At 59.8% G+C, this 25,817-nt stretch carries 26 protein-coding genes and 1 other RNA gene; 12 read left to right on the top strand and 15 right to left on the bottom strand.

The window, feature by feature from the left end; all coding sequences use genetic code 11:
* From accC to aroQ, 3 genes are read right to left on the bottom strand one after another with little or no spacing between them, the layout of a single operon-like run.
* Complete coding sequence (gene accC / locus ACJO3M_RS17970) at window positions 1-1,347, bottom strand: acetyl-CoA carboxylase biotin carboxylase subunit (RefSeq protein WP_406989235.1); 1,347 nt, start codon at window positions 1,345-1,347, stop codon at window positions 1-3.
* Window positions 1,348-1,365: 18 nt separating this feature from the next.
* Window positions 1,366-1,839 (bottom strand): acetyl-CoA carboxylase biotin carboxyl carrier protein, encoded by a 474-nt coding sequence (accB, locus tag ACJO3M_RS17965; RefSeq protein ID WP_407002756.1) that lies wholly within the window; start codon window positions 1,837-1,839, stop codon window positions 1,366-1,368.
* Between the two features lie 32 nt (window positions 1,840-1,871).
* Complete coding sequence (aroQ, locus tag ACJO3M_RS17960) at window positions 1,872-2,309, bottom strand: type II 3-dehydroquinate dehydratase (RefSeq protein WP_406989231.1); 438 nt, start codon at window positions 2,307-2,309, stop codon at window positions 1,872-1,874.
* Window positions 2,310-2,650: 341 nt separating this feature from the next.
* Between aroQ and ACJO3M_RS17955 the strand changes: the two genes are divergently transcribed.
* Both ACJO3M_RS17955 and ACJO3M_RS17950 read left to right on the top strand, forming a co-directional pair.
* Window positions 2,651-3,379, top strand: coding sequence for a hypothetical protein (locus ACJO3M_RS17955; protein WP_407002755.1), 729 nt, complete (start codon window positions 2,651-2,653; stop codon window positions 3,377-3,379).
* Window positions 3,372-4,364, top strand: a complete 993-nt coding sequence (locus ACJO3M_RS17950; protein ID WP_407002754.1) for a DUF6976 family protein — start codon at window positions 3,372-3,374, stop codon at window positions 4,362-4,364. Before ACJO3M_RS17955 ends, ACJO3M_RS17950 begins: the two co-directional genes overlap by 8 nt.
* Before the next feature lie 7 nt (window positions 4,365-4,371).
* On the opposite strand, the gene ACJO3M_RS17945 is transcribed toward ACJO3M_RS17950, so the two are convergent.
* Window positions 4,372-5,985 carry a diguanylate cyclase gene (locus ACJO3M_RS17945; RefSeq protein WP_407002753.1) on the bottom strand — a complete coding sequence of 538 codons (1,614 nt, stop codon included), beginning with the start codon at window positions 5,983-5,985 and terminating at the stop codon, window positions 4,372-4,374.
* Between the two features lie 198 nt (window positions 5,986-6,183).
* On the opposite strand from ACJO3M_RS17945, the gene ACJO3M_RS17940 reads away from it, so the two are divergent.
* Together ACJO3M_RS17940 and ACJO3M_RS17935 are read left to right on the top strand one after the other, a co-directional pair.
* Window positions 6,184-8,178 carry a bifunctional diguanylate cyclase/phosphodiesterase gene (locus ACJO3M_RS17940; RefSeq protein WP_407002752.1) on the top strand — a complete coding sequence of 665 codons (1,995 nt, stop codon included), beginning with the start codon at window positions 6,184-6,186 and terminating at the stop codon, window positions 8,176-8,178.
* A gap of 18 nt (window positions 8,179-8,196) precedes the next feature.
* Window positions 8,197-9,249, top strand: a complete 1,053-nt coding sequence (locus ACJO3M_RS17935) for a DUF2333 family protein (RefSeq protein ID WP_407002751.1) — start codon at window positions 8,197-8,199, stop codon at window positions 9,247-9,249.
* Window positions 9,250-9,335: 86 nt separating this feature from the next.
* On the opposite strand, the gene ppa is transcribed toward ACJO3M_RS17935, so the two are convergent.
* From ppa to rpiA, 3 genes are all read right to left on the bottom strand, one after another.
* Complete coding sequence (gene ppa, locus ACJO3M_RS17930; protein ID WP_407002750.1) at window positions 9,336-9,863, bottom strand: inorganic diphosphatase; 528 nt, start codon at window positions 9,861-9,863, stop codon at window positions 9,336-9,338.
* Between the two features lie 97 nt (window positions 9,864-9,960).
* Window positions 9,961-11,100 carry an acyl-CoA dehydrogenase family protein gene (locus tag ACJO3M_RS17925; RefSeq protein WP_407002749.1) on the bottom strand — a complete coding sequence of 380 codons (1,140 nt, stop codon included), beginning with the start codon at window positions 11,098-11,100 and terminating at the stop codon, window positions 9,961-9,963.
* Window positions 11,101-11,225: 125 nt separating this feature from the next.
* Window positions 11,226-11,906, bottom strand: a complete 681-nt coding sequence (gene rpiA / locus ACJO3M_RS17920) for a ribose-5-phosphate isomerase RpiA (protein WP_407002748.1) — start codon at window positions 11,904-11,906, stop codon at window positions 11,226-11,228.
* A 139-nt stretch (window positions 11,907-12,045) separates the two neighbouring features.
* Here rpiA and ilvA point away from each other — a divergent pair, with 139 nt between their 5' ends.
* Both ilvA and ACJO3M_RS17910 read left to right on the top strand, forming a co-directional pair.
* Complete coding sequence (gene ilvA / locus ACJO3M_RS17915) at window positions 12,046-13,578, top strand: threonine ammonia-lyase, biosynthetic (RefSeq protein ID WP_407002747.1); 1,533 nt, start codon at window positions 12,046-12,048, stop codon at window positions 13,576-13,578.
* Between the two features lie 320 nt (window positions 13,579-13,898).
* A complete protein-coding gene (locus ACJO3M_RS17910) occupies window positions 13,899-14,069 on the top strand; it encodes a hypothetical protein (RefSeq protein ID WP_407002746.1) in 171 nt (56 codons plus the stop codon).
* On the opposite strand, the gene ACJO3M_RS17905 is transcribed toward ACJO3M_RS17910, so the two are convergent.
* Both ACJO3M_RS17905 and ACJO3M_RS17900 read right to left on the bottom strand, forming a co-directional pair.
* Window positions 14,066-14,698, bottom strand: coding sequence for a 5-formyltetrahydrofolate cyclo-ligase (locus tag ACJO3M_RS17905; protein WP_407002745.1), 633 nt, complete (start codon window positions 14,696-14,698; stop codon window positions 14,066-14,068). The two genes, ACJO3M_RS17910 and ACJO3M_RS17905, sit on opposite strands and share 4 nt — an antisense overlap.
* 164 nt (window positions 14,699-14,862) lie before the next feature.
* On the bottom strand, window positions 14,863-15,777 hold the full coding sequence (locus ACJO3M_RS17900; RefSeq protein ID WP_407002744.1) for a LysR family transcriptional regulator: 915 nt from the start codon (window positions 15,775-15,777) through the stop codon (window positions 14,863-14,865).
* Between the two features lie 158 nt (window positions 15,778-15,935).
* Between ACJO3M_RS17900 and ACJO3M_RS17895 the strand changes: the two genes are divergently transcribed.
* The 5 genes from ACJO3M_RS17895 to ACJO3M_RS17875 are packed head-to-tail and all read left to right on the top strand — an operon-like array spanning window position 15,936 to window position 21,696.
* Window positions 15,936-17,864, top strand: a complete 1,929-nt coding sequence (locus ACJO3M_RS17895; protein WP_407002743.1) for a ligand-gated channel protein — start codon at window positions 15,936-15,938, stop codon at window positions 17,862-17,864.
* Window positions 17,865-17,880: 16 nt separating this feature from the next.
* Window positions 17,881-18,834, top strand: a complete 954-nt coding sequence (locus ACJO3M_RS17890) for an ABC transporter substrate-binding protein (RefSeq protein ID WP_407002742.1) — start codon at window positions 17,881-17,883, stop codon at window positions 18,832-18,834.
* Window positions 18,835-18,836: 2 nt separating this feature from the next.
* Window positions 18,837-19,862 carry a FecCD family ABC transporter permease gene (locus ACJO3M_RS17885; protein WP_407002741.1) on the top strand — a complete coding sequence of 342 codons (1,026 nt, stop codon included), beginning with the start codon at window positions 18,837-18,839 and terminating at the stop codon, window positions 19,860-19,862.
* Window positions 19,862-20,857 carry a FecCD family ABC transporter permease gene (locus tag ACJO3M_RS17880; protein WP_407002740.1) on the top strand — a complete coding sequence of 332 codons (996 nt, stop codon included), beginning with the start codon at window positions 19,862-19,864 and terminating at the stop codon, window positions 20,855-20,857. Before ACJO3M_RS17885 ends, ACJO3M_RS17880 begins: the two co-directional genes overlap by 1 nt.
* Window positions 20,854-21,696, top strand: coding sequence for an ABC transporter ATP-binding protein (locus ACJO3M_RS17875; RefSeq protein ID WP_407002739.1), 843 nt, complete (start codon window positions 20,854-20,856; stop codon window positions 21,694-21,696). Before ACJO3M_RS17880 ends, ACJO3M_RS17875 begins: the two co-directional genes overlap by 4 nt.
* A gap of 19 nt (window positions 21,697-21,715) precedes the next feature.
* Here the strand turns inward: ACJO3M_RS17875 and ssrS are convergent.
* From ssrS to ACJO3M_RS17850, 5 genes are all read right to left on the bottom strand, one after another.
* Window positions 21,716-21,895: non-coding RNA, 6S RNA (ssrS, locus tag ACJO3M_RS17870), on the bottom strand.
* A 66-nt stretch (window positions 21,896-21,961) separates the two neighbouring features.
* The gene (locus ACJO3M_RS17865; protein ID WP_407002738.1) at window positions 21,962-22,261 is read right to left on the bottom strand and encodes a cell division protein ZapA; all 300 of its coding nucleotides are present in this window, start codon (window positions 22,259-22,261) and stop codon (window positions 21,962-21,964) included.
* Window positions 22,262-22,468, bottom strand: a complete 207-nt coding sequence (locus tag ACJO3M_RS17860; protein WP_012136985.1) for a TIGR02449 family protein — start codon at window positions 22,466-22,468, stop codon at window positions 22,262-22,264.
* Window positions 22,469-22,570: 102 nt separating this feature from the next.
* A complete protein-coding gene (locus ACJO3M_RS17855) occupies window positions 22,571-23,845 on the bottom strand; it encodes an ABC transporter permease (RefSeq protein ID WP_407002737.1) in 1,275 nt (424 codons plus the stop codon).
* Complete coding sequence (locus tag ACJO3M_RS17850) at window positions 23,842-24,555, bottom strand: ABC transporter ATP-binding protein (RefSeq protein ID WP_407002736.1); 714 nt, start codon at window positions 24,553-24,555, stop codon at window positions 23,842-23,844. Before ACJO3M_RS17850 ends, ACJO3M_RS17855 begins: the two co-directional genes overlap by 4 nt.
* A 75-nt stretch (window positions 24,556-24,630) precedes the next feature.
* On the opposite strand from ACJO3M_RS17850, the gene ACJO3M_RS17845 reads away from it, so the two are divergent.
* Entirely contained in the window at window positions 24,631-25,152 is a 522-nt protein-coding gene (locus ACJO3M_RS17845; protein ID WP_406987696.1) for a DUF3299 domain-containing protein, read from the top strand.
* Between the two features lie 16 nt (window positions 25,153-25,168).
* Here the strand turns inward: ACJO3M_RS17845 and ACJO3M_RS17840 are convergent, their stop codons facing one another.
* The gene (locus ACJO3M_RS17840) at window positions 25,169-25,771 is read right to left on the bottom strand and encodes a ZrgA family zinc uptake protein (protein WP_407002735.1); all 603 of its coding nucleotides are present in this window, start codon (window positions 25,769-25,771) and stop codon (window positions 25,169-25,171) included.
* Window positions 25,772-25,817: the final 46 nt, after the last annotated feature.

Genomic DNA, 25,817 nt, shown 5'->3' with positions numbered 1-25,817 from the left:
TCAATCCCGCATCAGTTTTTCCAGGTAATGGATGGTGAAGTCTACCTGTTTAAAGCCACCATCGCGTACCAGTTTTCGATGCAGGGGTTGATTGGTCTTGATGCCTTCGACAACCAATTCGTCCAGAGCGTTCTTCATGCGCCGGCGAGCGATCTCGCGGTCATCGCCCCAGGTGATCAGCTTGGCCACCAGGGAATCGTAGTACGGGGGTACCGTATAGCCGCTGTACAGATGCGAATCGACCCGGATACCGTTGCCGCCAGGGGCATGGAAGTGTTTGACCTTGCCCGGGCTGGGTACGAACGTCTTGGGATCCTCGGCGTTGATCCGGCATTCCAGGGCGTGGCCGGAAATGCGGATATCGTCCTGGGTGTATTGCAGGGGCAAGCCACTGGCAACGCGGAGCTGTTCGCGCACGATGTCTACGCCGGTGACCATCTCGGAGACCGGATGCTCCACCTGTACCCGCGTGTTCATCTCGATGAAGTAGAACTCGCCGTCCTGATACAGGAACTCGAACGTACCGGCACCCACGTAGCCGATTTCCTTGCAGGCGTCGACGCACGCCTTGAGAGTGCGCTCTCGGGCTTCCGGATTGATGTTCGGAGCCGGCGCCTCTTCAATCACCTTCTGGTTACGGCGCTGCATCGAGCAGTCGCGGTCTCCCAGGTGGATGCAGTTGCCGTGCATGTCGGCCAGCACCTGAACTTCCACATGCCGTGGATGCTCCAGGAATTTCTCCAGGTAGACCGTCGGATCGCCAAAGGCATTGCGGGCTTCGCTCTGGGTAATCTGGACGCCCTTGAGCAATGCCGCTTCCGAATGAACCACCTGCATGCCACGGCCACCGCCACCGGATGCCGCCTTGATCATCACCGGGTAGCCGATCTCGCGGGCAATGCGCAGGGTTCGCTCATCGTCGTCAGTCAGCGGACCATCGGAGCCGGGAACGGTGGGAACACCCGCCCGGATCATGGCATTGATGGCTGAAACCTTGTTACCCATGAGGCGAATGGTTTCCGCTCTCGGGCCGATGAAGCGGAAGCCGCTTTTCTCCACCTGCTCGGCGAAATCAGCATTCTCGGCAAGAAAACCATAGCCGGGATGAATGCCCACGGAATCCGTCACTTCCGCCGCACTGATGATAGTGGGGATGTTCAGATAGCTGTCCGCTGCGCTGTTCGGGCCGATACAGACGGATTCATCCGCAAGGCGCACGTGCATCAGGTCACGGTCGACCTGTGAGTGGATGGCGACAGTCTTGATGCCCAGCTCTTTACAGGCGCGCAGGATGCGGAGCGCGATCTCTCCCCGGTTTGCGATCAGAACTTTTTCTAACATAGCCATGATATGCAATCACCGAGTTCAGGAAATGACGACCAGAGGCTGGTCGAACTCTACCGGCTGACCATTCTCCACCAGGATTTCAGTGACGGTGCCGCTCTTGTCTGATTCGATCTGGTTCATCATCTTCATGGCCTCTACGATGCAGACCACTTCACCTGCCTTGACCTGCTGGCCCACTTCCACAAAGGCCTTGGCCGTCGGGGAGGGTGAGCGATAGAAGGTGCCGACCATGGGTGACTTGACAGCATGACCGGACGGCGCAGCCGGAGCTGAGCTCTCACTGGCAGCAGGAGCGGCGGCTTCGGCGGCCGGAGCCGGCTGCGGTGCAGGTGCAGGTGCGGGTGCCGGGTAGTGGGCCATGTACTGTGTGGCGGCCGTCTGTTCACCGCGACGGGAGATGCGAACGGAGTCATCACCTTCGTGAATCTCCAGCTCCTCGACGTCGGATTCCTCCAGGAGCTCAATCAGCTTCTTGATCTTACGAATGTCCATAGTCAGTTAGGTCCCGTATTGTCTGTGGTCTATCAGTGAATTCGCTGCAGGGCCGCCTGAAGTGCGAGGTCGTACCCCTGGCTGCCCAGCCCGCAGATAACGCCTTCGGCGATATCGGAAAAATAGGAGTGATGGCGGAACGCTTCCCGCGCATGCACATTGGAAAGATGCACCTCGATGAAGGGAATACCCGATGCCAGCAAGGCGTCCCTCAGAGCCACACTGGTGTGGGTAAACGCCGCCGGGTTAATAATGATGAAATCGACACCTTCATTGCGTGCATCATGGATGCGTTCAATCAGTTCGTACTCCGCGTTGGACTGCAGGTGGAGCAGGTGATGACCCTGTTCTGCTGCCTGTTCGTGAAGCCGGTCGTCAATATCCGACAGGGTTTCACGGCCATACAGTTCCGGTTCCCGGGTACCCAGCATATTCAGGTTAGGGCCATGGAGTACGAGTATAGTCGACATGATGATACGTGCCTTGTTTCCATTATTTTCTACAGGATCGCCGAAAATGGCGTCATTTTCCATTCATGGTGCGTTCTCATGGCTTTCGGATCAATACATTTCGACGTTCCGGATGTGACAGCGGGAAGTCTCACATTGCGAATCATTGTCGGAGGGTGCCGGCCAGACGTCCATAAGACGTTTGTTTCATTTCCGACGGTTTGGCAGTCCTTTTAGACCATCGTCTAACAAGTTCGGTTTACGACTGAAGTGGTGCCGATCTCCGGCGTAAGTGTTCTTTCTACCGCCTCCCTCCGGTGCCAGACTCGGGTTTTTCCACACTGCCGGAGCAGGGAGGACCCATGCGAGACACCGAACTGTGCAAAAAACTGCTGGTGTTACAGGAGCCCTGGAGCATTTCCCGGGTGCGGGTGGATGTTCAGAGTCAGGAGTTGCATGCCTATCTGACCACCGGCAAACCCTGGTTCGGCCGCTCGCCATTTGAGCAGCACAAGTGGCGTTGGCGGCACGTTAATGTGGGCGCGTACAAGACATACATCCATGCCACGCTGCCAGACGAAGGGGGCATCGCCAATGAGCCCCTGCCGTTCCTGGGACGGGTGGGAAAGGATTACACCCATGGCCTGGCGCGACGCGTGATTGATTGCCTCCAGGCCGGCCTTGGGTATCGTCAGGTTTGCGAGTTGTTGGGTATCGATGTCTATCTTGCCTGGCAGATTCGCCATGGGATCAGTGAGGGGCAGTTTCCCGGTGCTGACGACAAGCTTGCAGCCCGGATGTCTGCGGAGGAGGGTACGGAGCTGGCACAGCAGTCCATTCCCGCCACCGGCGACCCGATCTGGTTTAACCTGCTGGAATCGGAGCAGCCATTCCACGCAAACATGCTGGGCCTGAAACTCTTGCTGGCCCGGACGCGCCAGGAGTTTTCAGGGTTGACCAGCGAGGATGCGAAAATCATACGGGTCAATGCGATCAGGCGTTTCTTTATCCGGCACGAAAAGCAGCTGAGTGATGAGATTGCTCAACTGGACAAGTTCCGTGACCAGCCGGAGGCCGCCAGTTATGAGTGACGGTTTCCGTGAAGGATTGATGTCGCCGGACCAGGCGGCAGAGTTGATCAATACCGGCAGGTCGCTCAGTATCGCCGGTGACCGGGATCTGTTGCTACAGCTGCCCAGCGGCAACTGGATCGGCGGTACGACGCCTTACTTTGTCGCCAGTGAGGGTGGCTTGTGTAGCCGCAAGCAAGTGTACGTCCAGTGTTTGTATGGCATCGATGCATCGATCAGCAATTATGATGGCGACCACCTTCCCCATGTCCTGGAGGATGCCCCGGAGCATGGCTACTCCATTATTATCCTGCCTGCTGGCAGCCGGGTGCTGGAAGACTATGCGCGGTATGCGCCCACATACTTCGATATGTTTATCAAGCCCATAGCCGGTTGGGTATCCGGCGTGCATGTGGACGAACTTGGGCAGGCCAGTGCGGCCGTGGTGGATGGCCGCACTGGCGAGCTGTTCACTGACCGCGCCGTTGTGCAGCATGTCCGTGTGCCCGAGCACGAATCGGTTGCGGTGCACACGGTCAATCTGTTTGAGGCGGGCGACGGACCGGAGCTGGAATTTGCCGCTACTGGGTTCTCCGCGGAGGATTGCCTGATTGACGGGCGACCGGGCAACCTGGCGGATACAGTCCAGTCGTCCGGCATCGACAGCCGTTGGCCGCTGGTGGCCGATTACTGCGGTGCACTGGTCAATGTCAGTGTTCAGTCGGTGGATCCACAGACGCGGGCTGTCAGATTCTATGCCCCGGTTTTCGAGGGTGTTCGTTATCGGTTCGCCAGACCGGTGGGCAATTATCCGGAAGCTTTTCTGGCCGCCATGCCGGAGGAACCCGGTGAGATTTTGTTCAGCTGTAACTGCATATTGAACTATCTGCACTCGAACCTGGAAGGCCGGCGAACGGCACAACTGACGGGGCCGATCACCTTCGGTGAAGTTGCCTATCAGCTGCTGAATCAGACGGCGGTGTACCTGACGCTGGAGCGGGACTGACCGGGCGTCAGTCCGGTGCCGCCGTCACGCAGTTCCTGCCAAGCTCCTTGGATCGGTACAGCGCCCGGTCAGCGCGTTCACACAGTGCCTGGGAGGTTTCGCCCTTCCAGGCAGCGATACCGCAGCTGAAGGTGACATTGAACTCCTGGCCGCCTGCGGGCTGGACCAGTTCAGAGAAGCGTTCGCGGATCTCGTTCAGGACATTGCGGGCGTCGCTTTCACGGGTATCGGGCAGGATGATCGCGAACTCCTCACCCCCATAGCGACCGATGTGATCGGTTTTTCGCAGCCGCTGTTTCAGGAACATGGACAGGCTCCGTAGAACACGATCACCGATGGGGTGGCCAAAGGTATCGTTCACTTTCTTGAAGTAGTCAATGTCGAGCATGGCAAAGCAAAGAGGCTGGTCCTTCTGCTTTGCCCGCACGATCTCCTGATCCAGCAGGTGCAGGGTGTGGGTGTGGTTGTAAAGACCGGTCAGGCTGTCGCGAATCATCAGGGCCAGCAATGACCGGGCGCGCCGGCCCCGGTTGTGGATGGTGGCGATCAGGTGCTTGGGATCAATGGGCTTGGTGAGAAAGTCGTCGCCCCCCAGGCTCATGGCATGCAGTTGCTTGGAGACATCTTCCTCGGCCGAAAGATAGATAATGGGTACGCTGTGGAAGCGATCCTGCTGGCGGATCACCCGGGCGATTTCCATACCGGTGCATCCGGGCATGTACATGTCGAGAATGATGATTTCCGGAGAGAATTCTTCCAGGGCGTGAATGATCTGCATCGGATCGGTAATGATGTGGGCGATCATTCCCGCCTTTTTCAGGACGGTTTCCATGAACTTGGCCTGTGCCCGGGAATCATCCAGCACCAGTACCCGGTAGGGCTCCACCGTGTTGCCATGGGTGTAGCTTTCGATCTTCTCGATCAGCTGCCCCGGATCAACGGCCGGATAGAAGAATTCCTCACCCCCGCAACGGGACGCCCGCAGGCGGGTTTCAATCGTGCCATCCTCATGACTCATGAAAATAATGGGAATGGGGGTGTCGTGCCGGTCCTGCAGGCGCTCAATGGTGGCTATCCCGGCGTTGGTTTCATGGCCGAAGTTGACGTCCATGAGGATGGTTTCGGGTTTGTGCAGGGCACAGGCCTCAATCAGCTGGTCGGCGTTGCTGAAGGCCGAAGCGCGAAAGCCGAAAAATTCCAGCTGGCGGATCAGGCGACTGGCTATTTCGTCATTGGCGAGGGCAATGTATACCGGGGTCCGGCGGAATTGCTGGGGAGCGTCCGGAGTGTTCTGGTCCGTCCGGCGGAGCGTGTTGCGGGACAGCAATTCGATGGCATCCTGCAGTTGTCGCTCCAGAGCTTCCGGGAGGTTCTCGCCGGCGGGCCAGTCCGCGAGGAGTGCCAGTACCTTGCTGCCGGCATCGGCATGGCCGGTCATTTCAAAACGCTGGGCGTAGCGAACCAGCTTGTCCGTGGCGGTGGCGAAATCGTCGCGAAACGGCGCGGATTGCTGGTTTGTGCCGTGAATTTTCTGCCAGGTGTCGAGCACAACTCTGGCCTGTGTCGTCACACGGCGGGCAAAGTGCTGTCTGAGTTTCTCTTTCTGGCTTTCGTCGTTCATTGTACTCCGGCCTGTCTTTTTCTCGTTATCGGGGGTCCGTCTCCGGGACACTGGTCCTGTTCAGAGTCTATAGTGTTTAATGTTGTCGGCGTAGGTCATGCTTTGTAAATGTTTGTCAACTCTGCGGGGCAGGTCACATCAGCACCCCCGGCAGGGCCACATTTTTCAGGGCCGGAAAGGCTCCGGAGGCAGCCAGTGATGGCACGGATGCAGTCTCTAACTTTGCCGAGTCACCAGAGGGGGCTGATTTCCCTTCGCTCCCTGGTATTGCTCTATACCGGCAGCCTGCTGTTGCTGATCCTGTTTGCCAGTCTGGCCTTCAGTGTTGATCGTTTCAGGGATTATGTATCGGACCAGCTTGAAGGCCATGCCCGCGACGGCGCAACCGCAGTGGGGTTATCACTCTCGAATGCCATTGATGGCCGTGACCCGGTGGCCGCGGCATCATTGATTGATTCGGTGTTCGACAGCGGCCGCTACCTGTCGGTGGTGTATATGGACCACGAGGGCGACTGGGTGGCGGGGCGGCAGGCAACGCTGTCAGGCGCTGGCGTGCCGTCCTGGTTTGTGGCCCTGGCGGATTTGCCGTTGCCCGTGGGAAGGGCGGAAGTGGTTCGGGGGTGGTCCCGCCTGGGACATGTGGAAGTCGTCAGTCATCCCGGACGTGCCTACCGCGATCTGTGGCATGTGACCATCGGGATGATTGGCGGCACGATGGTGGTCGGTGGCGTTGGCCTGTTTCTGTTGTTCTGGATAGTTCGAAGAATACTCAAACCACTCAAGGCCCTGGAGAAACAGGCGGAAGCACTGGGGCAGCGGGATTTTCGCAAGCGTGTCGACATCAATTCCACCCGCGACCTGAACCAGGTGACCCGGGCAATGAACCAGATGGCGGACGATCTGGGGTCGCTGTTCGAGGGGCAGGCGAAGCTGATCCAGCACCTGCGACGGGTCAGTAATGAGGATACCGTGACCGGGCTGGCCAGTCGCAGCGCGTTCGATCAGCGTCTGAAGGTGGAAGTGGAGTCGGAAGAGCGGGCGGCTCCGGGTGTACTGTTTCTTGTTCAACTGGCTAGTTTTGCGCTGTACAACCAGACTTACGGTCGTGGCGAGGCCGACCGGTTGCTTTTGAGGATTGCCGATGTCATCAACCGGTTTGTCAGGTCCCATACCGGCGCGTTTGCCGGACGCCGTAGCGGCGCCGAGTTTGCGATATTTCTGCCGGGCATTACCCAGGCCGACGGCATTGTCTGGTGTCATCAACTGATTGAAGAGATGGATGGCGTATACGCCGACCTGGCGGCTCCGGTGGAGGTGATGGTTCACGCGGGCGTCGCCCAGGCCCAGGAAGATCGTAACGCAAAAGCGCTGATGGCAGCCGCGGATGAGGCGCTGAGGCAGGCTCAGACCAGTCCCCAGAGCGATTGTCAGGCGGCGGACCCCGAACGTGATGGCCACCATACCCTGGAAACCTGGCGCGCCATTATTCGTAAGGCGATTGATCAGAAGCAACTGTCGCTCTGGTTGCAGCCGATGGTTTTCAACGGCGATGGCCAACTGGTTTACCATCAGGTGTTTTCGCGAATCCGCAGTGGCGGGGAAGAGCTCAAGGCAGGCGTATTTGTCCCCATAGCGGAACGTTTCGGCATGATTGAGGACATCGACCGGCTGGTGGTCCGCGAGGCGCTGGCCATGCTTGGGCGGAAGCCTCAGGACTGTCTGGCGCTGACATTGGGCACGTCCTCGGTGGCCAGTGAGTCTTTCCGGCAGGATCTGCTGGAACAACTGGAGGCTGCCGGGGATCGGCGGCACCGGCTCTGGGTTGGTATTTCAGAACAAACCGTGCACCATCACCGGACGGCGGTTGGCTTGCTGGTGCGGGCGCTGAACCGGCTCAATGTGGCGGTGCTGGTCGATCGTTTCGGCGTCGGCGGTGTGCCTTTCAGTTACCTCAGAAATCTGAGATTTCAGGGGCTTCGTATTGATAATAGCTTTATCCATGGTATCGACAGCCATGAAGACAACCGGTTCTACCTGGAGTCCGTGGTGGCCATCGCCCATAGTCGGGGAGTAAAGGTATTCGCGACCGGGGTGGAAACCGCCTCAGAATATGAGGTGTTACACAAGTTGGGGGTGGACGGTGCGATGGGATACCATCTGGGTCGACCGTTTGAGGCAGATAACGATAAATGACAGGGGGTTAATTAACCAATGCCAGGCAGGATCAGACAATATTTCAGGGATCGTAAGGACGATGTGCAGGATTACGCCGATGGCAGTGGCGTGATTGGTAAATTCATCCTCATTGTACTGGGTGTGTATCTGCTGGTAGCGGTGATACTGGGCATGTTCTGGAGCAGTGAGCCGGACATCTACTCGGTGCGGGAGCATACCCGAACTGTCGCATCTGAAATGGACCGGGAGCCAGTTGCGGGGTTTGCCACCACCGTGACCATGATCCGTATCGCCGAAACACTGCTGGACAAGCCCGGCGGCTACATTTCCAATGACATTTTCCCGCCCGGGCTGTGGCTGGACAATATGCCCAGTTGGGAATACGGCGTGCTGGTGCAGTTACGCGATCTGTCCCGGGCAATGCGCAAGGATATCAGCCGTTCCCAGAGTCAGTCGGCGGAAGATCCCGACCTGATCGTGGCGGAACCCCAGTTTCATTTTGACAGCGGCAGTTGGGCGATACCGTCCACGGAAGCAGAATATCGCCGCGGGGTCGAGGCGTTGTATCGCTACCTGGACAGGTTGTCGCGTCCGGATCAGCCGTCAGCTCAGTTCTTTGCCCGCGCGGACAACCTGAATAACTGGCTGGCGGATCTCGAAACCCGCCTCGGCAGTCTTTCCCGTACGCTGGGTGAGAGTGTGGGCAAGGCATCCGTGTCCGACGCGGTTGCCACCATCAATCCCGATGATCCGCTGGCGGAGGAGGCCGCGGGGGAAGAGGTCAAGACCCCCTGGACCAAGATAGACGACGTGTTCTATGAAGCTCGCGGCAGCTCCTGGGCCCTGTTGCATATCTTCAAGGCTGTCGAGGTAGACTTCCGCAAGGTGTTGAACGACAAGAATGCCATGGCCAGCGTGAAGCAGATCATCATCGAGCTGGAAGGCGCCCAGGGCGCCATGTGGAGCCCGGTGATCCTGAATGGCAGTGGCTTTGGTGTATTGGCGAACCATTCGCTGACCATGGCGGCCTACCTGTCCCGGGCAAGTGCTGCGATCAGTGATATGCGCGATCTGCTGTCCCGCGGCTGACGCCAGAATCACCGGCAGTCGTCGGTGATCCGGACATAAAAAAACCGGGCTGTCATGGCCCGGTTTTTTTTATGGGAATGTGGTGCTCAGCCCTTGTAGGCGTTCACCGACTCGACGATGGCTTTTTTGGCTTCCTCGGCATTGCCCCAGCCCTGCACCTTGACCCACTTGCCGGGCTCAAGGGTCTTGTAGTTTTCAAAGAAGTGCTGGATCTGGTCCCGGAGCAACTGGGGCAGGTCTTCGACGTCCTGCACGTTCTTGTAGGAGGTGGTCAGCTTGTCGTGGGGAACCGCAACCAGTTTGGCATCGCCACCGGCCTCGTCTTCCATGTTCAGAACGCCAACCGGACGGCAGCGGATAACAGAACCTGCCTGCACCGGGTACGGGGTGACAACCAGTACATCAATGGGGTCGCCGTCGTCAGCCAGGGTGTGGGGGATAAAACCATAGTTGGCCGGGTAGAACATGGGGGTGGCCATGAACCGGTCAACCAGCAGGGCGCCCATGTCCTTGTCCAGCTCGTACTTGACTGGCGAGCTGTTGGACGGGATTTCAATGGCGACGTAGATGTCTTCTGGCGGGTTCTTGCCTGCCGGGATGTTGTCAAAGTTCATGAGCAATCCTTCCTGAGGTACGTTTAACTGCGCTTGAAAAGTGGGCGCAATTATACGGGACTCTGTTGTGGATCGAAACTAAACGTTGGTCTCTCTCCTACAGTTGCATCTGCTTGGCAATCAGTTCCTTCATGATCTCGTCGGTGCCGCCGCCAATGGACAGGATCTTGGCATCCCGGTATAGGCGCTCAACCACCGACTCCCGCATGTAGCCCATGCCGCCATGAATCTGGACGGCTTCCCGGGTGACTTTTTCACACACCTCCACCGCAAAGTTTTTCGCCATGGCGACCTGTTTGACGGGATTTTTGCCAGCCTGCATCAGGGCAGCACAACGGTAGGTGTACTCCTTGGCGATATCCACCTGGGTGGCCATGTCCACCAGCTTGTGACGGGTTACCTGGAAGCCTCCAATGGCGCGCCCAAAGGCCTGACGCTGTCTGGCGTAGGTCATCGATGCTTCCAGGGCAATCTCGGCTGTGGTGTAAGCCATGATGGACAACATCAGGCGTTCGGCCAGGAAATTGCTCATGATTGCGATAAAACCGGCATTCTCGGCGCCGATCAGGCGGTTGGCGGGTACCCGGCAATCCTCAAAGAACAGTTCTGCTGTGTCGCTGGCCCACCAGCCCATCTTCCGGAGCTTCTTGCCGGTAGAGAAGCCCGGCATATCGCGGTCGATCAGTAGCAGGCTGATGCCACCATGCCCTTCGCCCCCGGTGCGAACGGCAACGGTGTAGTGATCCGCGCGCATGCCGCTGGTGATGAAGGTCTTGCTGCCATTGACGATGTAATGGTCACCATCACGGACGGCGCGGGTCTTGAGGTTGGCCACGTCGGAGCCACCGCCGGGCTCGGTGACGGCCAGGGCGGCAATTTTTTCGCCGCGCAGTACCGGCGGCACAATCTGCTCGCGCACCTCGGGCTTTGCCCACCTGGCCACTGGCGGCAGGCCAATATCCAGCGAGCCCAGGCTGGCTACCAGGCCGCCAGAGGTGGAGCGCATCAGCTCCTCGGAGACGGCCACTTTCAGGAATACATCGCCCTCTCCGGTGCCCCCGAGAGCTTCGGGAAAGCCAATGCCGAGCAACCCTGCGTCGCCGGCCTTCCGGTAGAGATCGCGGGGAAATTCACCAGCTTCTTCCCAGTCGTCAATGTGGGGAAGGACATGGGTGGCAACAAACTTGCGGGCGCTCAGGCGGGCCTGTTCGTGGATATCGTTGAAGTAATCGGACACGGCAAATCTCCCAGTGATCGGAAACCATGGGAGGCAGTGTCGCTCAATTGCAGATACCAAGCAAGCGCTTGGTCAGGGTCGGGGCTGGCTGGCCTGAAATGCCAGAAAGCCCCGGTGCGGCGGTTTCAGGCGCCCTGGCGGGGGATGCTTTTCACGCCTTCGCTGGTACCCAACAACAGCAGATCCGCCGGGCGGCGGGCAAAAAGCCCATTGGTGACGACACCGACAATCTGGTTGAGTTTTTCTTCTACCTGGATGGGGCGGGAAATGTCCATGTGATGGATGTCCAGGATGATGTTGCCGTTATCGGTGGTGAAGCCGTCCCGGTAGACGGGATCACCGCCGAGCCGGACAATTTCGCGGCCGACATGGCTGCGGGCCATTGGGATGACTTCCACCGGCAACGGGAAATCCCCGAGAATGCCGACCTGTTTGGACTCATCGGCAATGCAGATAAAGGTTTTGGCGACCGCTGCAACGATCTTTTCCCGGGTCAGCGCGCCACCGCCACCCTTGATCAGTTCAAGGCGCTCGTTGGTCTCGTCGGCGCCGTCCACATAGAACTCCAGTTCACCGACGCTGTTCAGGTCATACACGGGAATGCCGTGGCTTTTCAGCCGTTCAGCGGTGGCGTCGGAGCTGGCCACGGCGCCGTCGAACTCAGTGCGGATGTCCGCCAGCAGGTCGATAAAGAAGTTGGCGGTGCTGCCTGTGCCCACGCCAATAATGCTGTTGCGCTCCAGGCGGGGCGCAATGTAGTCCAATGCAGCCTTGGCAACGGCTTTTTTCAGTTCGTCCTGGTTCATGGGGGAACTCCGGTTGGGGAAGTAAACAGGTTTGGCGCTATTATAGCCTTTCTGGCGTCACCGCTTATAGACGGAGGGCGGCCAAAGTTTCTACACTGTGCGTTTTTCCCACGAATCTCCTTAACTTCCGGACGGACCCATGCCGCAACGCTATATCAAGAAAATCCTCGATGCCCGGGTGTACGATGTGGCCATCGAGACACCGCTGACTGAGGCGCGCAGCCTCTCCAAGCGTTTGAATAATCAGATTTATCTCAAGCGTGAAGATCTCCAGCCGGTGTTTTCCTTCAAGATTCGCGGCGCGTATAACCGGATTGCCCAGCTCTCTGAGGAGCAGAAAGCAAAAGGGGTGATCTGTGCCTCCGCCGGCAATCACGCCCAGGGTGTGGCGCTGGCGGCGAAGAATCTGGGCATCAAGGCGGTCATTGTCATGCCCCAGACCACCCCGGACATCAAGGTACGCTCGGTGCGGGACCATGGCGCAAAGGTCGTGCTCAAGGGCGATGCCTTTGACGAAGCCGCGGCCCATGCCCAGGAACTGATCAAAAAGCATGGTTACACCTATATCCCTCCCTACGACGATCCGGACGTCATTGCCGGCCAGGGCACGGTGGCCATGGAGCTGATGTGGCAGTTCACCAAACCCCTGCATGCGGTCTTTATCTGCGTCGGCGGCGGTGGCCTGATTGCCGGTATGGCGGCGTACATCAAGTACCTGCGTCCGGAGATCAAGGTGATCGGTGTGGAGCCGGAGGATTCCAACTGCCTGCAGGCGGCCTTGAAGGCCGGTGAACGGGTGGTGCTGGATGAAGTGGGCATTTTTGCCGACGGGGTCGCGGTCAAACAGATCGGCGAGCATCCGTGGGAAATCTGCAAGGATTACGTCGACGAGGTGATCACCGTCTCCACCGACGAGATCTGCGCTGCCATCAAGGATATCTTCGAAGACACCCGCTCTATCGCCGAACCGGCTGGCGCCCTCGGCGTGGCTGGCGTTAAGAAGTACATCGAGCGCGAGAAGATCGAAGGGGAAAATCTGGCGGCCACCCTCAGTGGCGCCAATATGAACTTCGACCGCTTGCGCTATGTCTCCGAGCGCACGGAAATCGGCGAAAAGCGTGAAGCGATCCTGGCGGTCACCATTCCCGAGAAGCCGGGTGCCTTCAAGACCTTCATTAAAGCCCTGCACAAGCGCAGCATCACGGAGTTCAACTACCGCTACTCTGACAGCAAGAAGGCCACCATTTTCGTAGGCATCCAGATCCAGGCCGGCGGCCTCGGCCGCGATGAACTGGTGCAGGACCTGAGGGAGTCGGGTTATTCCGTGGTGGACCTGACCGACAGCGAATTCGCCAAGCAGCACATTCGCCACATGGTCGGCGGGCACGCACCGTCGGTGACCAACGAGAAGGTCTACCAGTTCGAGTTCCCGGAGCGCCCGGGCGCGCTGCTGAAGTTCCTGATGTCACTGGGAACGCGCTGGAACATCTCGCTGTTCCACTACCGCAACCACGGCGCGGCCTACAGTCGGGTTTTGTTGGGTGCCCAGGTGGACAAGGAGGATCTGGCCGACTTCGAGGAAATGCTGGACAAGGTTGGCTTTCGTTACGAGGACATGACCGATAACGAGGCTTATCAGCTGTTTCTGGGTGCCGGGAATGGCCAGGCGTAACTACCAAAGTTAGGGGTGTGCGGGACCATCCTGCTGAAACTGTGCGGAGCCATGGATGGCGGAGCCCAAGCGTCACAGGGATGTGCTTGAGCGTGTTTCGGCAGGATGGTCCCGCACACCCCGGGCGCGCACAGTTTCGGAAGCCCCACCCACGGCCCGGTTCCGTCAGAGCTTGGTATTTACTGGCCTTACAAAACTTTAATCTGTCAAAAATTGTAAATATCGAGATGCGTGTTAGTCTTTCGTCTAATTCTTAAAAAACAATAATAGCTCACTGATTTAACGAGTTTTTACCCTTTCGGGAGTTGGAGAAACGCATCATGGAACGCAAGCCTGACATCCTGAGGGCGCTTGTGCTGATATTCGCTGTTGGCCTTGTGATCACCGGCTTTACTTCGCTGCAGGCCTCTGAAGAAAAGCAGGAAGCCAAAGCTCGCGCCGTCGCCAGTGAAGTCGTACTGGTTCCCGCTACCCGTGGCGATAACCGCTAAGCAACCCGGTAGCAGCGCCGGTCCGTGACGATACTGTGCAAGGGCACGTCCCACGGTTCAATGGGCAACTCCGATACCTTCTGAAAGTCATGGGCAATACCGATCAGCTTGGGCGCCAGCCTGGGCCGGATTCTGGTGAACGCGAATGTCCGGTCATAGAAACCTCCCCCCATGCCCAATCGCCCGCCTGATTCATCGAATCCGACCAGTGGAAACAGAACCGCATCCAGCGCCCACGCCGGGCGTTTGAGGCCCTTGTGGAAAGGGGGTTCCGGGATGCCGAAACGGTTGCTGACCAGTCGCACGCCATTGTCATAGGGGCTGAATACCAGTTTGCCGTGGTGAATCGGGTGCAGCACCGGCAGGTAGAAACGAATGCCCTTGCGCCGGGCTACCGACAGGTAGGTGTGAGGATCAATTTCGCCGTCGTTGGGCAGATATACCGCGATGTGTCTTGCCCGGTGCAGATCCGGGTTGCCGAGAAGGTTCAGGGCGAGGTTCTCAGCGGCCCGTTGCTGTTGTTCCGGGGTGAGTGACCGCCGCTTTTGCCGGAGTTCCTTGCGCAGGGCCCTGCGGGACCGCTTGTCAGGGTGTGCTTCGAACGGTTGGGGGGCAATAAACTGGCTCAAAATACGTTTCCCGGGCTGCCGTGTGGGTGGTTCCTGAATCCAGGCGCTGATCAGATGTCGTGTTAGATTCTAGCAGTTACTCTCAGGTGCAGACACGGGGTCACCGATCCGGGGGCAGCCCATCCGTTCCCGTTTGCGACGCCGGTCTGGTCAGCGCCGTAGCGTCATGCTGCGTGTCGGTCACACCAGCCCTGAGGTATCGAGTTGCGAACATGGGACAGGAATGCCCGGACCCGTCGAGGCAGGCTGCCATGGGGATACAGCAGCCACACCGGCAGTGAGGGGCCACGCCATTCCGGCAGGCACAATTCCAGGGTGCCGGGGTGGGCCTGTAGTCTGCGCTCCACCATCCAATGGGGCATCAATCCCAGCCCCTGTTTTCTGACAATCGCATCTCCTTGCAGGCAGTACTGGTCGAACTGGAGGCAGGATACCGGAGGCTGGAGCGGATAGATGCCGTGTCGGCTGTGGTGCAGGGTCAGTGCTGGCGAACCGGGCTGATTGCCGAGTAAGTCCACCCAGGTGTGCTGCCCCAGGTCGCCCGGATTTTGCGGTCGCCCCCGGGCGTTCAGGTAGTCAGGGTGACCGTAGACGCCCTGAGTCAGGGAGCCGAGAAGTTCCTGGCGCAGAGGGCTTTCGCCGGGGTCGCCAAGCCAGAGGCAAACGCCGTCGGCCTGGTCGGAAGGGGCCTGGGTCTGGGTGTGAACCCTGATATTGACGCCCTGATGATGCGTCATAAAGGTTTCCGCCACCTGGGCAAACCAGCCCCGGATAAATGCCTCGTGTGATCTCAGCACCAGTTCCCCGGTGATGTTCTCCCGCAGTTCGTTCAACGCTTCTGATCCCTGCTGGGCCAGGACGAGCATTTCGTTGCAGTACTTGTAAAAGACCCGGCCCGCTTCATTGGGAATCAGCTGGTTGGATTCACGTCTCAGCAGCGGTTGGCCGACGCTGCTTTCCAACTGCCGAATGCGCCGGCTCAGGGTGGATTTTGGCAGGTCAAGCTCGCGCGCGCTCAGGCTCAGGCTGCCAGAGCGTATCACTACGGCAAAGGCTTCGAGCTCCTTCAGGTCATACATAAAGCACGAGTTCCATTATTTGCAACGACGCGTGCCACCTTATCACCTTCTTGCCTCCAATGAGAAGTATTATCATTCGCGAATAATGATTAATGATCAAAGGATAGCGCATGATGGACTCAAGGACTTTCCACTGTTTCAGGTGGGTACCGCACGCTATGTTGGTGGCCATGGGCGTAGCGCCGGCAGCGGTCATTGCCCAGGAACCCGCGGCCCTGGATGAGCTGGTGGTTACCGCGACCGGGCATGAGCAGCAGGCGACGGATGCACCGGCCTCTATCAGTGTCATCAGCCGTGAAAAGATAGAACAGGGCGCCTACCGGGACATTACCGATGCCCTGCGGGACGTGCCTGGTGTGATTATCACCGGCGGCGGTGCCGGCGATAACGGAGCGGACATCACCCTGCGTGGTATGCCGGCCAGTTACACCTTGTTGCTGGTGGACGGCAAGCGGGTGTCCAGTCGGGAGAGTCGCCCCAATGGCAGCGCCGGTTTTGAGCAGGACTGGCTACCGCCGCTGAGCGCGATTGAGCGGATTGAAGTCATCCGCGGGCCCATGTCCACCCTGTATGGCTCCGATGCCATCGGCGGAGTGATCAACGTCATCACCCGCAAGGTTCCCCGGCAATGGGGCGGTGAGCTGCAACTGGATACCACCATCCAGGAAGATCAGGACTCCGGCAACATCTACCAGACCAACTTCGCGGTAGGCGGTCTCCTGGCCACCGACCTGGTGGGGCTGCAGATCTACGGCCGTCAGTACAGCCGTGAGGAAGACGGCATCATCAACGGTTTTGAGGAGAAGGAACTGCAGAGCGTGACTGGCCGGCTGTCCTTCACTCCCGGCGAGAATCACGACTTTACGGTGGAGAGCGGAATTGTCGATCAGCGCCGGCGGTCATTCATGGGGGTGTCCGCGCCCGAGGAGGGCTGTCGGGGCGGTTGTTCCGACGTGGATAACAGTCACTTCAGGAAATACCTGGCACTGTCCCACAATGGCCGCTGGAGTCTTGGGACCACTGACACCTATGTCCAGCGGGAAACGGTGGAGAATGAGACCCGTGAGATCGAGATCACCAACACCGTGGCCAAATCCAGCCTGGTGGTGCCGATCGCAGATCATATGCTCACCGTCGGGGTGAATTACGAAGAAGAGGAGCTGGACGACAGAACCACCAACCAGATCTCCGATCGCACCCGGGTAGAAGGTTCCCAGTGGGCGCTGTTCGCCGAAGACGAATGGATGATGACAGACCGTTTTGCGCTGACCGGCGGTGTACGTCTGGATGATGATGAAAACTACGGCAGCCATGTCAGCCCAAGGCTATACGGCGTATGGGGGCTGGCATCACGCTGGACCCTGAAAGGGGGTGTGTCGACTGGCTTCCGTTCACCCAACCTGCGGGAAATAACACCCGATTGGGGCCAGATCAGTCGCGGTGGTGATGTTTACGGTAACCCGGACCTGGAGCCGGAAACCTCCCTGAACAAGGAGTTGTCACTGCACTACCGGGTGCCCGGAGGATTCAGCAGCAACATCACCGTCTTCCATAACGATTTTGACGACAAGATTACCCGTGTTGTCTGCCCCCAGAGTATCTGTGACGCCGGACCGAACCAGTTCGGCTCTGATCCCACGTATCGCATCAATGTGGATGAAGCCGTGACCCGCGGCGTGGAGATCGGCCTGAACAGCCCGATCGGCAACACCCTGGAGGTCGGCGCCAGCTACACCTACACAGATTCGGAGCAAAAAAGTGGTGAGTACGAGGGCGAGCCGTTGACCCAGCTGCCGGAGCACCTCGCCTCTCTTTCCCTGAATTGGTACCCCAACGACCGGCTTTCACCGTGGCTCCGGGCAACCTACCGCGGTAAGGAAAGTCAGCCCAACACCGGCCCGTCCCAGGACGCCACCATTGCACCCTCCTACACCGTGGTGGATACCGGGCTGGGCTATCGCCTGACCGATAACACCGAGGTGAGGGCAGGTGTCTACAACCTGTTTGATAAGGACGTCACCTTTGATGAATACGGTTATGTCGAAGATGGCCGCCGCTACTGGCTGGCACTGAACGTTGGTTTCTGATGGAGTTTCACCCGTAATGATTCACGCAAACAGCACACCTTTGCGGCAGTTTTGCCGCCAGCTTTTCACCCTGACTCTGCTGGTGCTGACCTGTTCTGTAGCTCAGGCCGGCTCCCGCACCCTGGGCACCGCTTTCGGAGAGGTCACGGTGGACGGCATGCCGGAACGCATCGTGACCCTGTACGAGGGCGCCCTCGATGCCGCCATTGCCTCCGGCGCCGAGCCCGTCGGTGCGATCATTACCCGGGGCGGCGTTTCGGTGGCGGAATACATTCAGCCGCAGGCTGGTGACATCGAGATCGTCGGCGCGCCGGCGGAAACCAACCTGGAAGCGGTCATCGCCCTGCAGCCGGACATCATCCTGGCATCCTCCCGCACCAATGAGCAGCAGTACCGATTGCTGTCCGCCATTGCGCCGACCATTGTTCCGGATGTCCCCGCCTACCAGAGTGATAGCTGGATCCGCGAAACCCGCCTGTTTGCCCGGGCGCTGAATCGCGAGCAGCAGGCTGAGGAAGCCATTGGCAGGGTGCAGGCACGTATCGCCGAGGTGTCTGCTCTGGTCCGCGCCGCTATCCCTGAAGAGCAGCGCGATACCGCCGTGGTGCGCTGGATGCCCCAGGGCGCGCTGGTTATGGCGCCGGGCATCTTTTCCGCCACCCTGCTGGAGGCCGTCGGTTTTGACGTCCGTGACGGTGGCATCGTCAAGGAAGGCCGACCCCACAGTTCGCCGCTGAGCCAGGAAAACCTGGCCATGATTGACCGCAGCTGGCTGTTCCTGGCGACTCTGAACGAAGATGGGGAGGAGGCCCTGGAGTCGGCGCGTCGGTTACCTGCATTCCGCCGGTTGCAGGCGGTTGATAGCGATCGGGTTGTCCCGGTAGACGGTCAGATCTGGTCCAGTGCTACCGGGCCAATTGCGGCCGGCAGGATACTTGATGACATAGCGGCAGCGGTGACCGGACAATAGCTTTGACGACAAAGACCGCAGTGCTGATGGACTGGGTTCCCGGGGGCCGGCCCATCAACTTTATTGGGGCCATGTTGGTGCTGGCGCTGATTTGCCTGGCCAGTCTGTTACTGGGTGCCGGGCCGGTTACCGTGGGCGATGCGCTGTCGGTTCTCGCTGGTGGCGGTAGCGAAGAAGCTCGCTTCGTACTGGCTGAATTGCGATTGCCCAGGCTGGCGGTGGGTGTTACCACCGGACTGGCGCTCGGGGTGGCGGGCGCCTTGCTGCAGACCATGACACGCAACCCGCTGGCGGAGCCTGGGTTGCTGGGTGTGAGTGCCGGCAGTGCGTTTGCGGTTGCCCTGGCCATTCTGTTGGGCGCCAGCACGGCCACCGTTACCACGCTGGTGGCGCAGGGCGGCGCCCTCGCTGGCTGTTCCCTGGTGATTGCCGCCTCGCGCATGCAGGGTTTGGGAAATGATCCGGTACGGCTGGTGCTGGCGGGGGCCACCCTGTCCGGCTTGCTGCTGGCCATGACCTCCCTGTTGATGCTGGCGGACCAGCGGGCTGCGGATGAAATCCGCTTCTGGGTAACTGGCAGTATTGCCGGCCGGCCATGGTCCCAGCTGTTCGCAACCTTGCCCTCACTGCTGTTTGCGGGCGCCATCGTGGTGGCGGTGGCGCAACCGCTGGCCTCCCTGGCGCTGGGGGAGCGGGTAGCGGCCGGTCTTGGCCACCATCCGGGGAGGATTCGTCTGTTGGTGGTCTTTGCGGTGGCTCTGCTGGTGGGCGGTGCCACCGCGCTGGCTGGCCCACTGGTGTTTGTGGGCATGGTGGTGCCTTTCCTGGCCCGTGCCCTGGCGGGAGCGGATATCCGCAAGACACTGTGGTTATGTCTGCCGCTGGGGCCCGCTGTGGTTCTGCTGGCGGATACCATATCGCGCTTGTTGGCCGCACCTACGGAACTGCCTTTGGGCGTGGTTACCTCCCTGATCGGTGCGCCGGTATTGCTGGCGATCGTTCGCGCACGACGGATGCCAACGCTGTGATGAATCAATTGTATCGGCGGGCAACCGTAACCAATCTGCTGCTCTTGGGCATACTGCTGCTGTGCGGTATCGCGAGCCTCTCCCTTGGCACCGTGGCGATGACGCCGGGTCAGGCCGCACGGGCCCTGGCGGGGGAGGGCTCGCCGATGCACGTGTTTGTGGTCAACGAACTGCGTTTACCGCGCACATTGGCGGCCGTGCTGACTGGCGCAGCCTTTGCCCTGGCCGGGTGCCTGATGCAGACCCTTGCCCGCAACCGGCTGGCGACTCCTGGCATCATTGGCATCGACAATGCTGCGACGGCGTTCGCCGTGGCCTCAGTGGTCGGGACCGGGATCACCCTGGCGCCACCGGCGATGGCCCTGGCGGGGGCCGCCACCGCTACGGCACTGGCATTCGGGCTCTCCGGAAGCAGCGGCACCCGGGGTTACCGTTTTATCATCACCGGGCTGGGCATTGGCGCCATCGCCGGTGCTGCGACCCAACTGATGTTGAGCCGCGTCGCGATTGATGACGCCAATGCCGCCTACCCCTGGGCTGTGGGCAGCCTGAATGCCCGAGACACGACCACCATCTGGGTTCTTGCCGCCGGATGCCTGCTGGTATGGCCCCTTTGTCTGATGTTGTCCCGCGGGCTGGCAACGCTCCAGTTCCCGGACGCGGTCGCTGTGGGTCTGGGCCGTCGCCCGGGGCGCATTCGCGCCGGGGGGCTGGCGCTGTCGGTGGTACTGACGGGGTTGGCTGTGGCGGTGGCCGGTCCGGTGGGTATGGTGGCGCTGATCGCCCCGGAGTTGGCGCGGGCTCTGAACCGTCCTGGCTATGTGCCTTTGCTGGCTTCGGCCCTGGCGGGGGCCAGCATTATGGTGCTGGCGGACCTGTCGGGGCGGCTTATGCTGACGCCGCTGGAAATTCCTGTGGGCATCGTCACCGCTTTGGCCGGTAGCCCTTATCTTCTGTGGATCCTGTTAAAACGACCATCCGGACACCTGCAATGACACCTGGCACCGCAAATCGCCTGACGGCACGGAAACTGACCATGGCCCATGGAAACTACCGGGTGATGGAAAACCTCGACCTGAGACTACCCGACGGCAAGGTAACCGCCATCGTGGGTCCCAACGGGTGTGGCAAGTCCACCCTGCTGAATGGCCTGGCACGCATTCACCGGCCCCGCTCCGGCGAGGTGGTCCTGGATGGTCGGGATATCCAGACCCGGCCCTCCCGGGAGGTGGCGCGTAAGCTGGCCCTGCTGCCGCAGGAGACGTCCGCCCCGGAGGGGATGACCGTGCTTGACCTGATCCGCTTTGGTCGCCAACCCCATCAGGGTTGGTTAAGGCATTGGTCTCCGGAGGATCAGCAGGCGGTGCAGGGCGCGCTTGCGGCGGCGGATGTGGCTGATCTGGCCGAGCGCGCCCTGGACACCCTGTCGGGCGGGCAGCGCCAGCGTGCGTGGATTGCCATGGCGGTGGCCCAGCAGACACCGCTGCTATTGTTGGATGAGCCTACGTCGGCACTGGATCTTGGTCATCAGGTCGAAGTGTTTGAGCTGATCCGCCGCCTGGCCCATAGCGGCAAAACCGTTGCCATGGTGGTTCACGACCTGGCCAGCGCCTGTCGTTATGCTGATCACCTGGTGGCGATGAAGGATGGGTGCATCGTTGCTGAGGGGCGTCCGGTGGACGTAGTGACGCCGTCGCTCTTGCAGTCGCTGTACCACATCACCTGTGACCTGATGGAAGACCCGGCAACCGGTGCTGATCAACGTTCGGCGCGTTGCCGCAGGTTAATAGGTTCCCAGGAGACGAGATGGCAGGGCAAGGCGTTGGATAATTGACTGAAGAGGCTAGAAAATAAAGCTTCCCGGGCTGCCGTCATCAGATGTGGCCCTTGAACCCAAAGTTCAAGGTCGGTGGCCGCTGTGACATATTAGGCTTTCCCCCTAAGGGGACGTGCTCACAATGCCCTGAAGTAGCCACCTGGGTAGTGCGCATCGGCTCGAGGACGTATCCGACCAGCGAACAGCCCAGGAAGTTAATGACATTATACGGGTATCAGCGGGGCCGATTGCAACACCTGAATCGTGAACTAACGTTATCGGCCTATTGCCCCGACGTTTCTCCCAGGGCGGTATCCAGTTTGTCGTCCATGGCTTCCAGGATAGCGCTGGCGGTGTCGGACATGGTGTCACGCTCGAGCAAATCGTGGGTGATGTTCAGGGCTGCCATGACGGCGATACGCTCGGTACCGAATACTTTGCCGCTGGCGCGGATCTCCCGCATTTTGCTGTCCAGGTGGTGGGCTGACTGAACCAGTGCTTCGCGAGCGTCCTCCGGGCAGGCAACCAGATATTCCTTGTCGAGGATTTTGACTTCAACGGTGGTGGGCTGCTGTTTTGCCATTTAGTGGTGCTCCAGGGCCCGTAGGCGGCCAATCATGGCTTCGATCTTGTTTTTGGCAAGATCGTTCTTGTGCATTAACTGCGCGCGTTCCCGGTTCCAGTCATCCTGCAACTCCCTGAGGGCAGCATTATCCCGTTCCAGTTTGCGGCAGCGCTCAATGAGCTTGTCCAGTTTGTCCGCCAATGCCTGTAGTTCGGACTGTTCCATGATTGCGTCAACGCCTGTGGTTATAGATGCAAGTAACTATAAGTGTGGACTGCAACCCGGTCAATTTACAGGGTTGTCATGGCCCCGGATGCGTGATGACTGTCACTCACCGGAGCCGTGACTGAGCCCCTGGCTTCGGCCCTGTCGCCATGCTTGCAGCGCCGGGAAGAGGCCGACCAGGGCCGATGTGGCCGGCACTGCGGCGAGAATGATCCATTCCGGCGTCGCCAGGGGGCGCAGGCTGATCTGTATCCCGTAGTGCTCCAGCAGCCAGGGGCCGAGCAACGTCAGTCCACCGGCACCGAGCAGCACGGCCAGCAGGCAGGCAATAACGGCGAGGAAAAGACATTCGATCACGTGCAGTGCGGCGACCAGTCCCGGCGAGGCGCCGGTGGCACGGAGAATGGCAATCTCACGGCTGCGCTGGGCCTGGAGCGTCAGCAGCACGGCGATCAGCCCAATCAGGCTGATCACCACCACAAAGCCGGTAATGCCCAACAGGGCGCGTTCGAACTGCCCCATGATGCGCCAGAGCTCACTCAACGCTACACCCGGCAGCACGGCTGACAGTGGTTCCACCTGCGACTCGTTGATCTGGCGCTGCACCTGGAACGTCATCACTTTGCGCTCGATACCCACCAGGGCTGCCGTGATGGTATCTGGGGTCAGGTCGCGCTCCCTGGCCTGAGCGGGGGATACGGTCCTTCCCGGGATCGCCACCCCGGATTCCCAGCCGATGTGCATGGCCTCCATGCCTTCCAGGCTGATGTAGACCGCCTGGTCCACGGGTGTCCCTGTGGGCGCCAGAATGCCGGTTACGGTGAAGGGAGTGTCCTTGTGGTTGGAGAAGCTGGTGCGGCCGCCACCGTGGGACAGGATCAGTTGATCGCCCAGCGAATGGCCGTGTTTGCGGGCCACTTCCGCCCCGAGAACCACATCGAAGACATCGTCAAACCATTGGCCATCACCAAGCTTGAGTGCCTGGTCCCGGCCATACTGGAAGTGCTGGATGAAGCCCGCGTCCGTGCCGACAACGCGATGGCCGCGATAGCTGTCACCCAGGGACAGCGGAACCGTCCAGTCGATGCGGTCATCCCCGGTCAGCCCCTGATAGGTGGACCAGCGGATGTTGTTGGTGGCATCGCCGATGTGGAACACGGTGTACAGAAGCAGGTTCAGTTGCCCGCTGCGGGCGCCGACAATCAGGTCGGTGCCCGAAATGGTGTTGGTGAACGACTGGCGGACCTCGGTGCGCAGGTACTGAACCCCCAGCAACAGCGTCACGCTGAGGGTCAGGGTCAATGTCACCAGGGCGAGCACGCGGCGCCGGTGCCACAGGCTGGCCCAGGCCAGGGAAAATGCAAGGCCGGCCTTCATGGGTGCACCTCCAGGAAAAGTTCGTGGTCAAAGTGCGTGGCCAGGCCCTGGTCGTGGCTGACAAAGATCACCGAGGAGCCTGCTCTGTGCGCCAGGGTCAGAAGTAGTTCGATAAACCGGTCCCGGTTGTCGGTATCCAGCGCCGAGGTGGGTTCGTCGGCAAGGATCAGTTCGGGGTGGCCGATGAGGGCGCGGGCAGCGGCCACCCGTTGTTGCTGTCCCACGCTGAGGCGGGTGACCGGCTGGTGCCAGTGGCTGTGGGGAATCGCCAGTTCGGTCAGCAATCCCTCGGCTTCTTGTGAGGGTTCCGGTCTGGCTAGCCGTTGGCGTTTGCTGGAAAGCCGGCATGGCAGGGTGACATTGCCCAGCGTGGTGAGGTAGGGCACAAGGTTGAACTGCTGAAAAATGACGCCCATGTGGTCGGCACGAAAACGGTCCCGCTGCCCATTGGAAAAGGGCGTAATATCCTCGCCCAGCAGTGAAACCGAGCCGGAGGTCGGCCGTACCATGCCGGCCAGCAGGCTCAGGAGTGTGCTTTTGCCGCTGCCGCTGGGCCCCTTGATGAACAGGTGCTCACCGCGTTCAAGGGTGATGTCCGGAAATTGCAGCGCGACGTTGCTGTGGGGCCACTGATAGCACAGGCTGTGGGTGGTGACGGCCTGCTCGGCGGTTGCGGAACTCTTGCTCTGTCTGGATGTCTGGTTGGTCATGTGCGCTTGCGCTGATTCGGTGTATGATTTGCCCACAAACTCTTAGGTAGGCGTTTTATGTTTTCGGCTTCACGCATGTCTTCAATCTTCTCTGTGTATTCCCGTCGTTTGCTTCGGGGCGCTGTCACCATTTGTCTGGCGGCATTCCTGGGTGTCGCCACGGCGGCCGACCGGGAAATTGACTGGCTGGAACTGATGCCGGAAGAAGATCTGAATTTGCTGGAGAGTATGCCAGAAATCGTCCATGAGGGAGATGGCCCGCCTACGCTGCCGGACGAGATCATGACCGGTCGTGTGGTGCCCGGCATGGATGGGGTGTCCGGAAAAATTCCCGGCTTTGTGGTGCCCCTGAAAACCACCGAAGACATGCGTATTCTCGAGTTCTTCCTGGTGCCGTATTACGGTGCCTGTATCCACGTTCCGCCGCCGCCCCCGAACCAGATCATCCACGTAAAGTACAAAGAGGGCTTTACCCTCGAGGCGCTTTACGATCCGGTCTGGGTCGAGGGTACGCTGGTTGTCGAGAGTACCGAGAACGATATTGCCAAATCGTCCTACTCCGTGGTCGCCGAGAAGGTAGAGCGGTACCAGCAGTAAGGCCGGTATACCGGCCTTAGTCACCCAACTGGAATGTGGATTCGCCCTCGCCAAGCCGTGTGCTGCCTTGTCCGGCAGGGCCCACCCATTCCACCGTCAGAACCTCAAGGTTCGGGAACCTGACTTTCAGCGGGCTTGAGAACGCCTGGCCGGCTGTCAGGGTCTGGCATTCCAGTTGCTGAGAGACCTCGTATTCGCGATGGCCTTCGTCCTCCGACTCATGGTGATGCTCGTCTTCGTGGTGGTGTTTGTCTTCGTGATGATGGTCCTTGTCAGGTTGCCCGGCAGGCCCGCTATGGTGAACCGAACCGGCCATGACGACGCAGGAGCCTGGGGCCGTATCGATCAGTGGGTTGTTGCTCAGCCAGTCCGCAATCTCTGCCAGCCTGGCTTTTTCTTCCGGGGTTTGGGCCTGTCGCTCAAAACCGGCGAGGTTGTAGGCCGGAGAGGTAAAAAGCAGATCAATACTTCCTCCCTGAACCGCCATTTGCAGTTGCCCATAGCCATGACGGTGAGCGCCGGGATTGTCGCCGGCGACGGCTGTGCCTGTCACCAGTAGCGCGGCCATACCAACGCTCAGGGCTGTTCTGGATAGGGTTTGTCTGGGGATGGTCTTCATGGCGTCTGATTCCGCTGATTTTGATATGTTATAACATAATTGATCA

The sequence above is a fragment of the Marinobacter alkalisoli genome, from assembly GCF_045449795.1.
Lineage (GTDB): Bacteria > Pseudomonadota > Gammaproteobacteria > Pseudomonadales > Oleiphilaceae > Marinobacter.
The sequence above is the reverse complement of the archived record's forward strand: the minus strand, read 5'-3'. Positions and strand labels throughout refer to the sequence as shown.

Bases quoted from the DNA above. Each gene is read 5' to 3' on its own strand.
- accC (WP_406989235.1), bottom strand. From the start codon at position 1,347: ATGGCTATGTTAGAAAAAGTTCTGATCGCAAACCGGGGAGAGATCGCG.
- accB (WP_407002756.1), bottom strand. From the start codon at position 1,839: ATGGACATTCGTAAGATCAAGAAGCTGATTGAGCTCCTGGAGGAATCC.
- aroQ (WP_406989231.1), bottom strand. From the start codon at position 2,309: ATGTCGACTATACTCGTACTCCATGGCCCTAACCTGAATATGCTGGGT.
- ACJO3M_RS17955 (WP_407002755.1), top strand. From the start codon at position 2,651: ATGCGAGACACCGAACTGTGCAAAAAACTGCTGGTGTTACAGGAGCCC.
- ACJO3M_RS17950 (WP_407002754.1), top strand. From the start codon at position 3,372: ATGAGTGACGGTTTCCGTGAAGGATTGATGTCGCCGGACCAGGCGGCA.
- ACJO3M_RS17945 (WP_407002753.1), bottom strand. From the start codon at position 5,985: ATGAACGACGAAAGCCAGAAAGAGAAACTCAGACAGCACTTTGCCCGC.
- ACJO3M_RS17940 (WP_407002752.1), top strand. From the start codon at position 6,184: ATGGCACGGATGCAGTCTCTAACTTTGCCGAGTCACCAGAGGGGGCTG.
- ACJO3M_RS17935 (WP_407002751.1), top strand. From the start codon at position 8,197: ATGCCAGGCAGGATCAGACAATATTTCAGGGATCGTAAGGACGATGTG.
- ppa (WP_407002750.1), bottom strand. From the start codon at position 9,863: ATGAACTTTGACAACATCCCGGCAGGCAAGAACCCGCCAGAAGACATC.
- rpiA (WP_407002748.1), bottom strand. From the start codon at position 11,906: ATGAACCAGGACGAACTGAAAAAAGCCGTTGCCAAGGCTGCATTGGAC.
- ilvA (WP_407002747.1), top strand. From the start codon at position 12,046: ATGCCGCAACGCTATATCAAGAAAATCCTCGATGCCCGGGTGTACGAT.
- ACJO3M_RS17910 (WP_407002746.1), top strand. From the start codon at position 13,899: ATGGAACGCAAGCCTGACATCCTGAGGGCGCTTGTGCTGATATTCGCT.
- ACJO3M_RS17900 (WP_407002744.1), bottom strand. From the start codon at position 15,777: ATGTATGACCTGAAGGAGCTCGAAGCCTTTGCCGTAGTGATACGCTCT.
- ACJO3M_RS17895 (WP_407002743.1), top strand. From the start codon at position 15,936: ATGTTGGTGGCCATGGGCGTAGCGCCGGCAGCGGTCATTGCCCAGGAA.
- ACJO3M_RS17890 (WP_407002742.1), top strand. From the start codon at position 17,881: ATGATTCACGCAAACAGCACACCTTTGCGGCAGTTTTGCCGCCAGCTT.
- ACJO3M_RS17880 (WP_407002740.1), top strand. From the start codon at position 19,862: ATGAATCAATTGTATCGGCGGGCAACCGTAACCAATCTGCTGCTCTTG.
- ACJO3M_RS17875 (WP_407002739.1), top strand. From the start codon at position 20,854: ATGACACCTGGCACCGCAAATCGCCTGACGGCACGGAAACTGACCATG.
- ACJO3M_RS17865 (WP_407002738.1), bottom strand. From the start codon at position 22,261: ATGGCAAAACAGCAGCCCACCACCGTTGAAGTCAAAATCCTCGACAAG.
- ACJO3M_RS17860 (WP_012136985.1), bottom strand. From the start codon at position 22,468: ATGGAACAGTCCGAACTACAGGCATTGGCGGACAAACTGGACAAGCTC.
- ACJO3M_RS17855 (WP_407002737.1), bottom strand. From the start codon at position 23,845: ATGAAGGCCGGCCTTGCATTTTCCCTGGCCTGGGCCAGCCTGTGGCAC.
- ACJO3M_RS17850 (WP_407002736.1), bottom strand. From the start codon at position 24,555: ATGACCAACCAGACATCCAGACAGAGCAAGAGTTCCGCAACCGCCGAG.
- ACJO3M_RS17845 (WP_406987696.1), top strand. From the start codon at position 24,631: ATGTCTTCAATCTTCTCTGTGTATTCCCGTCGTTTGCTTCGGGGCGCT.
- ACJO3M_RS17840 (WP_407002735.1), bottom strand. From the start codon at position 25,771: ATGAAGACCATCCCCAGACAAACCCTATCCAGAACAGCCCTGAGCGTT.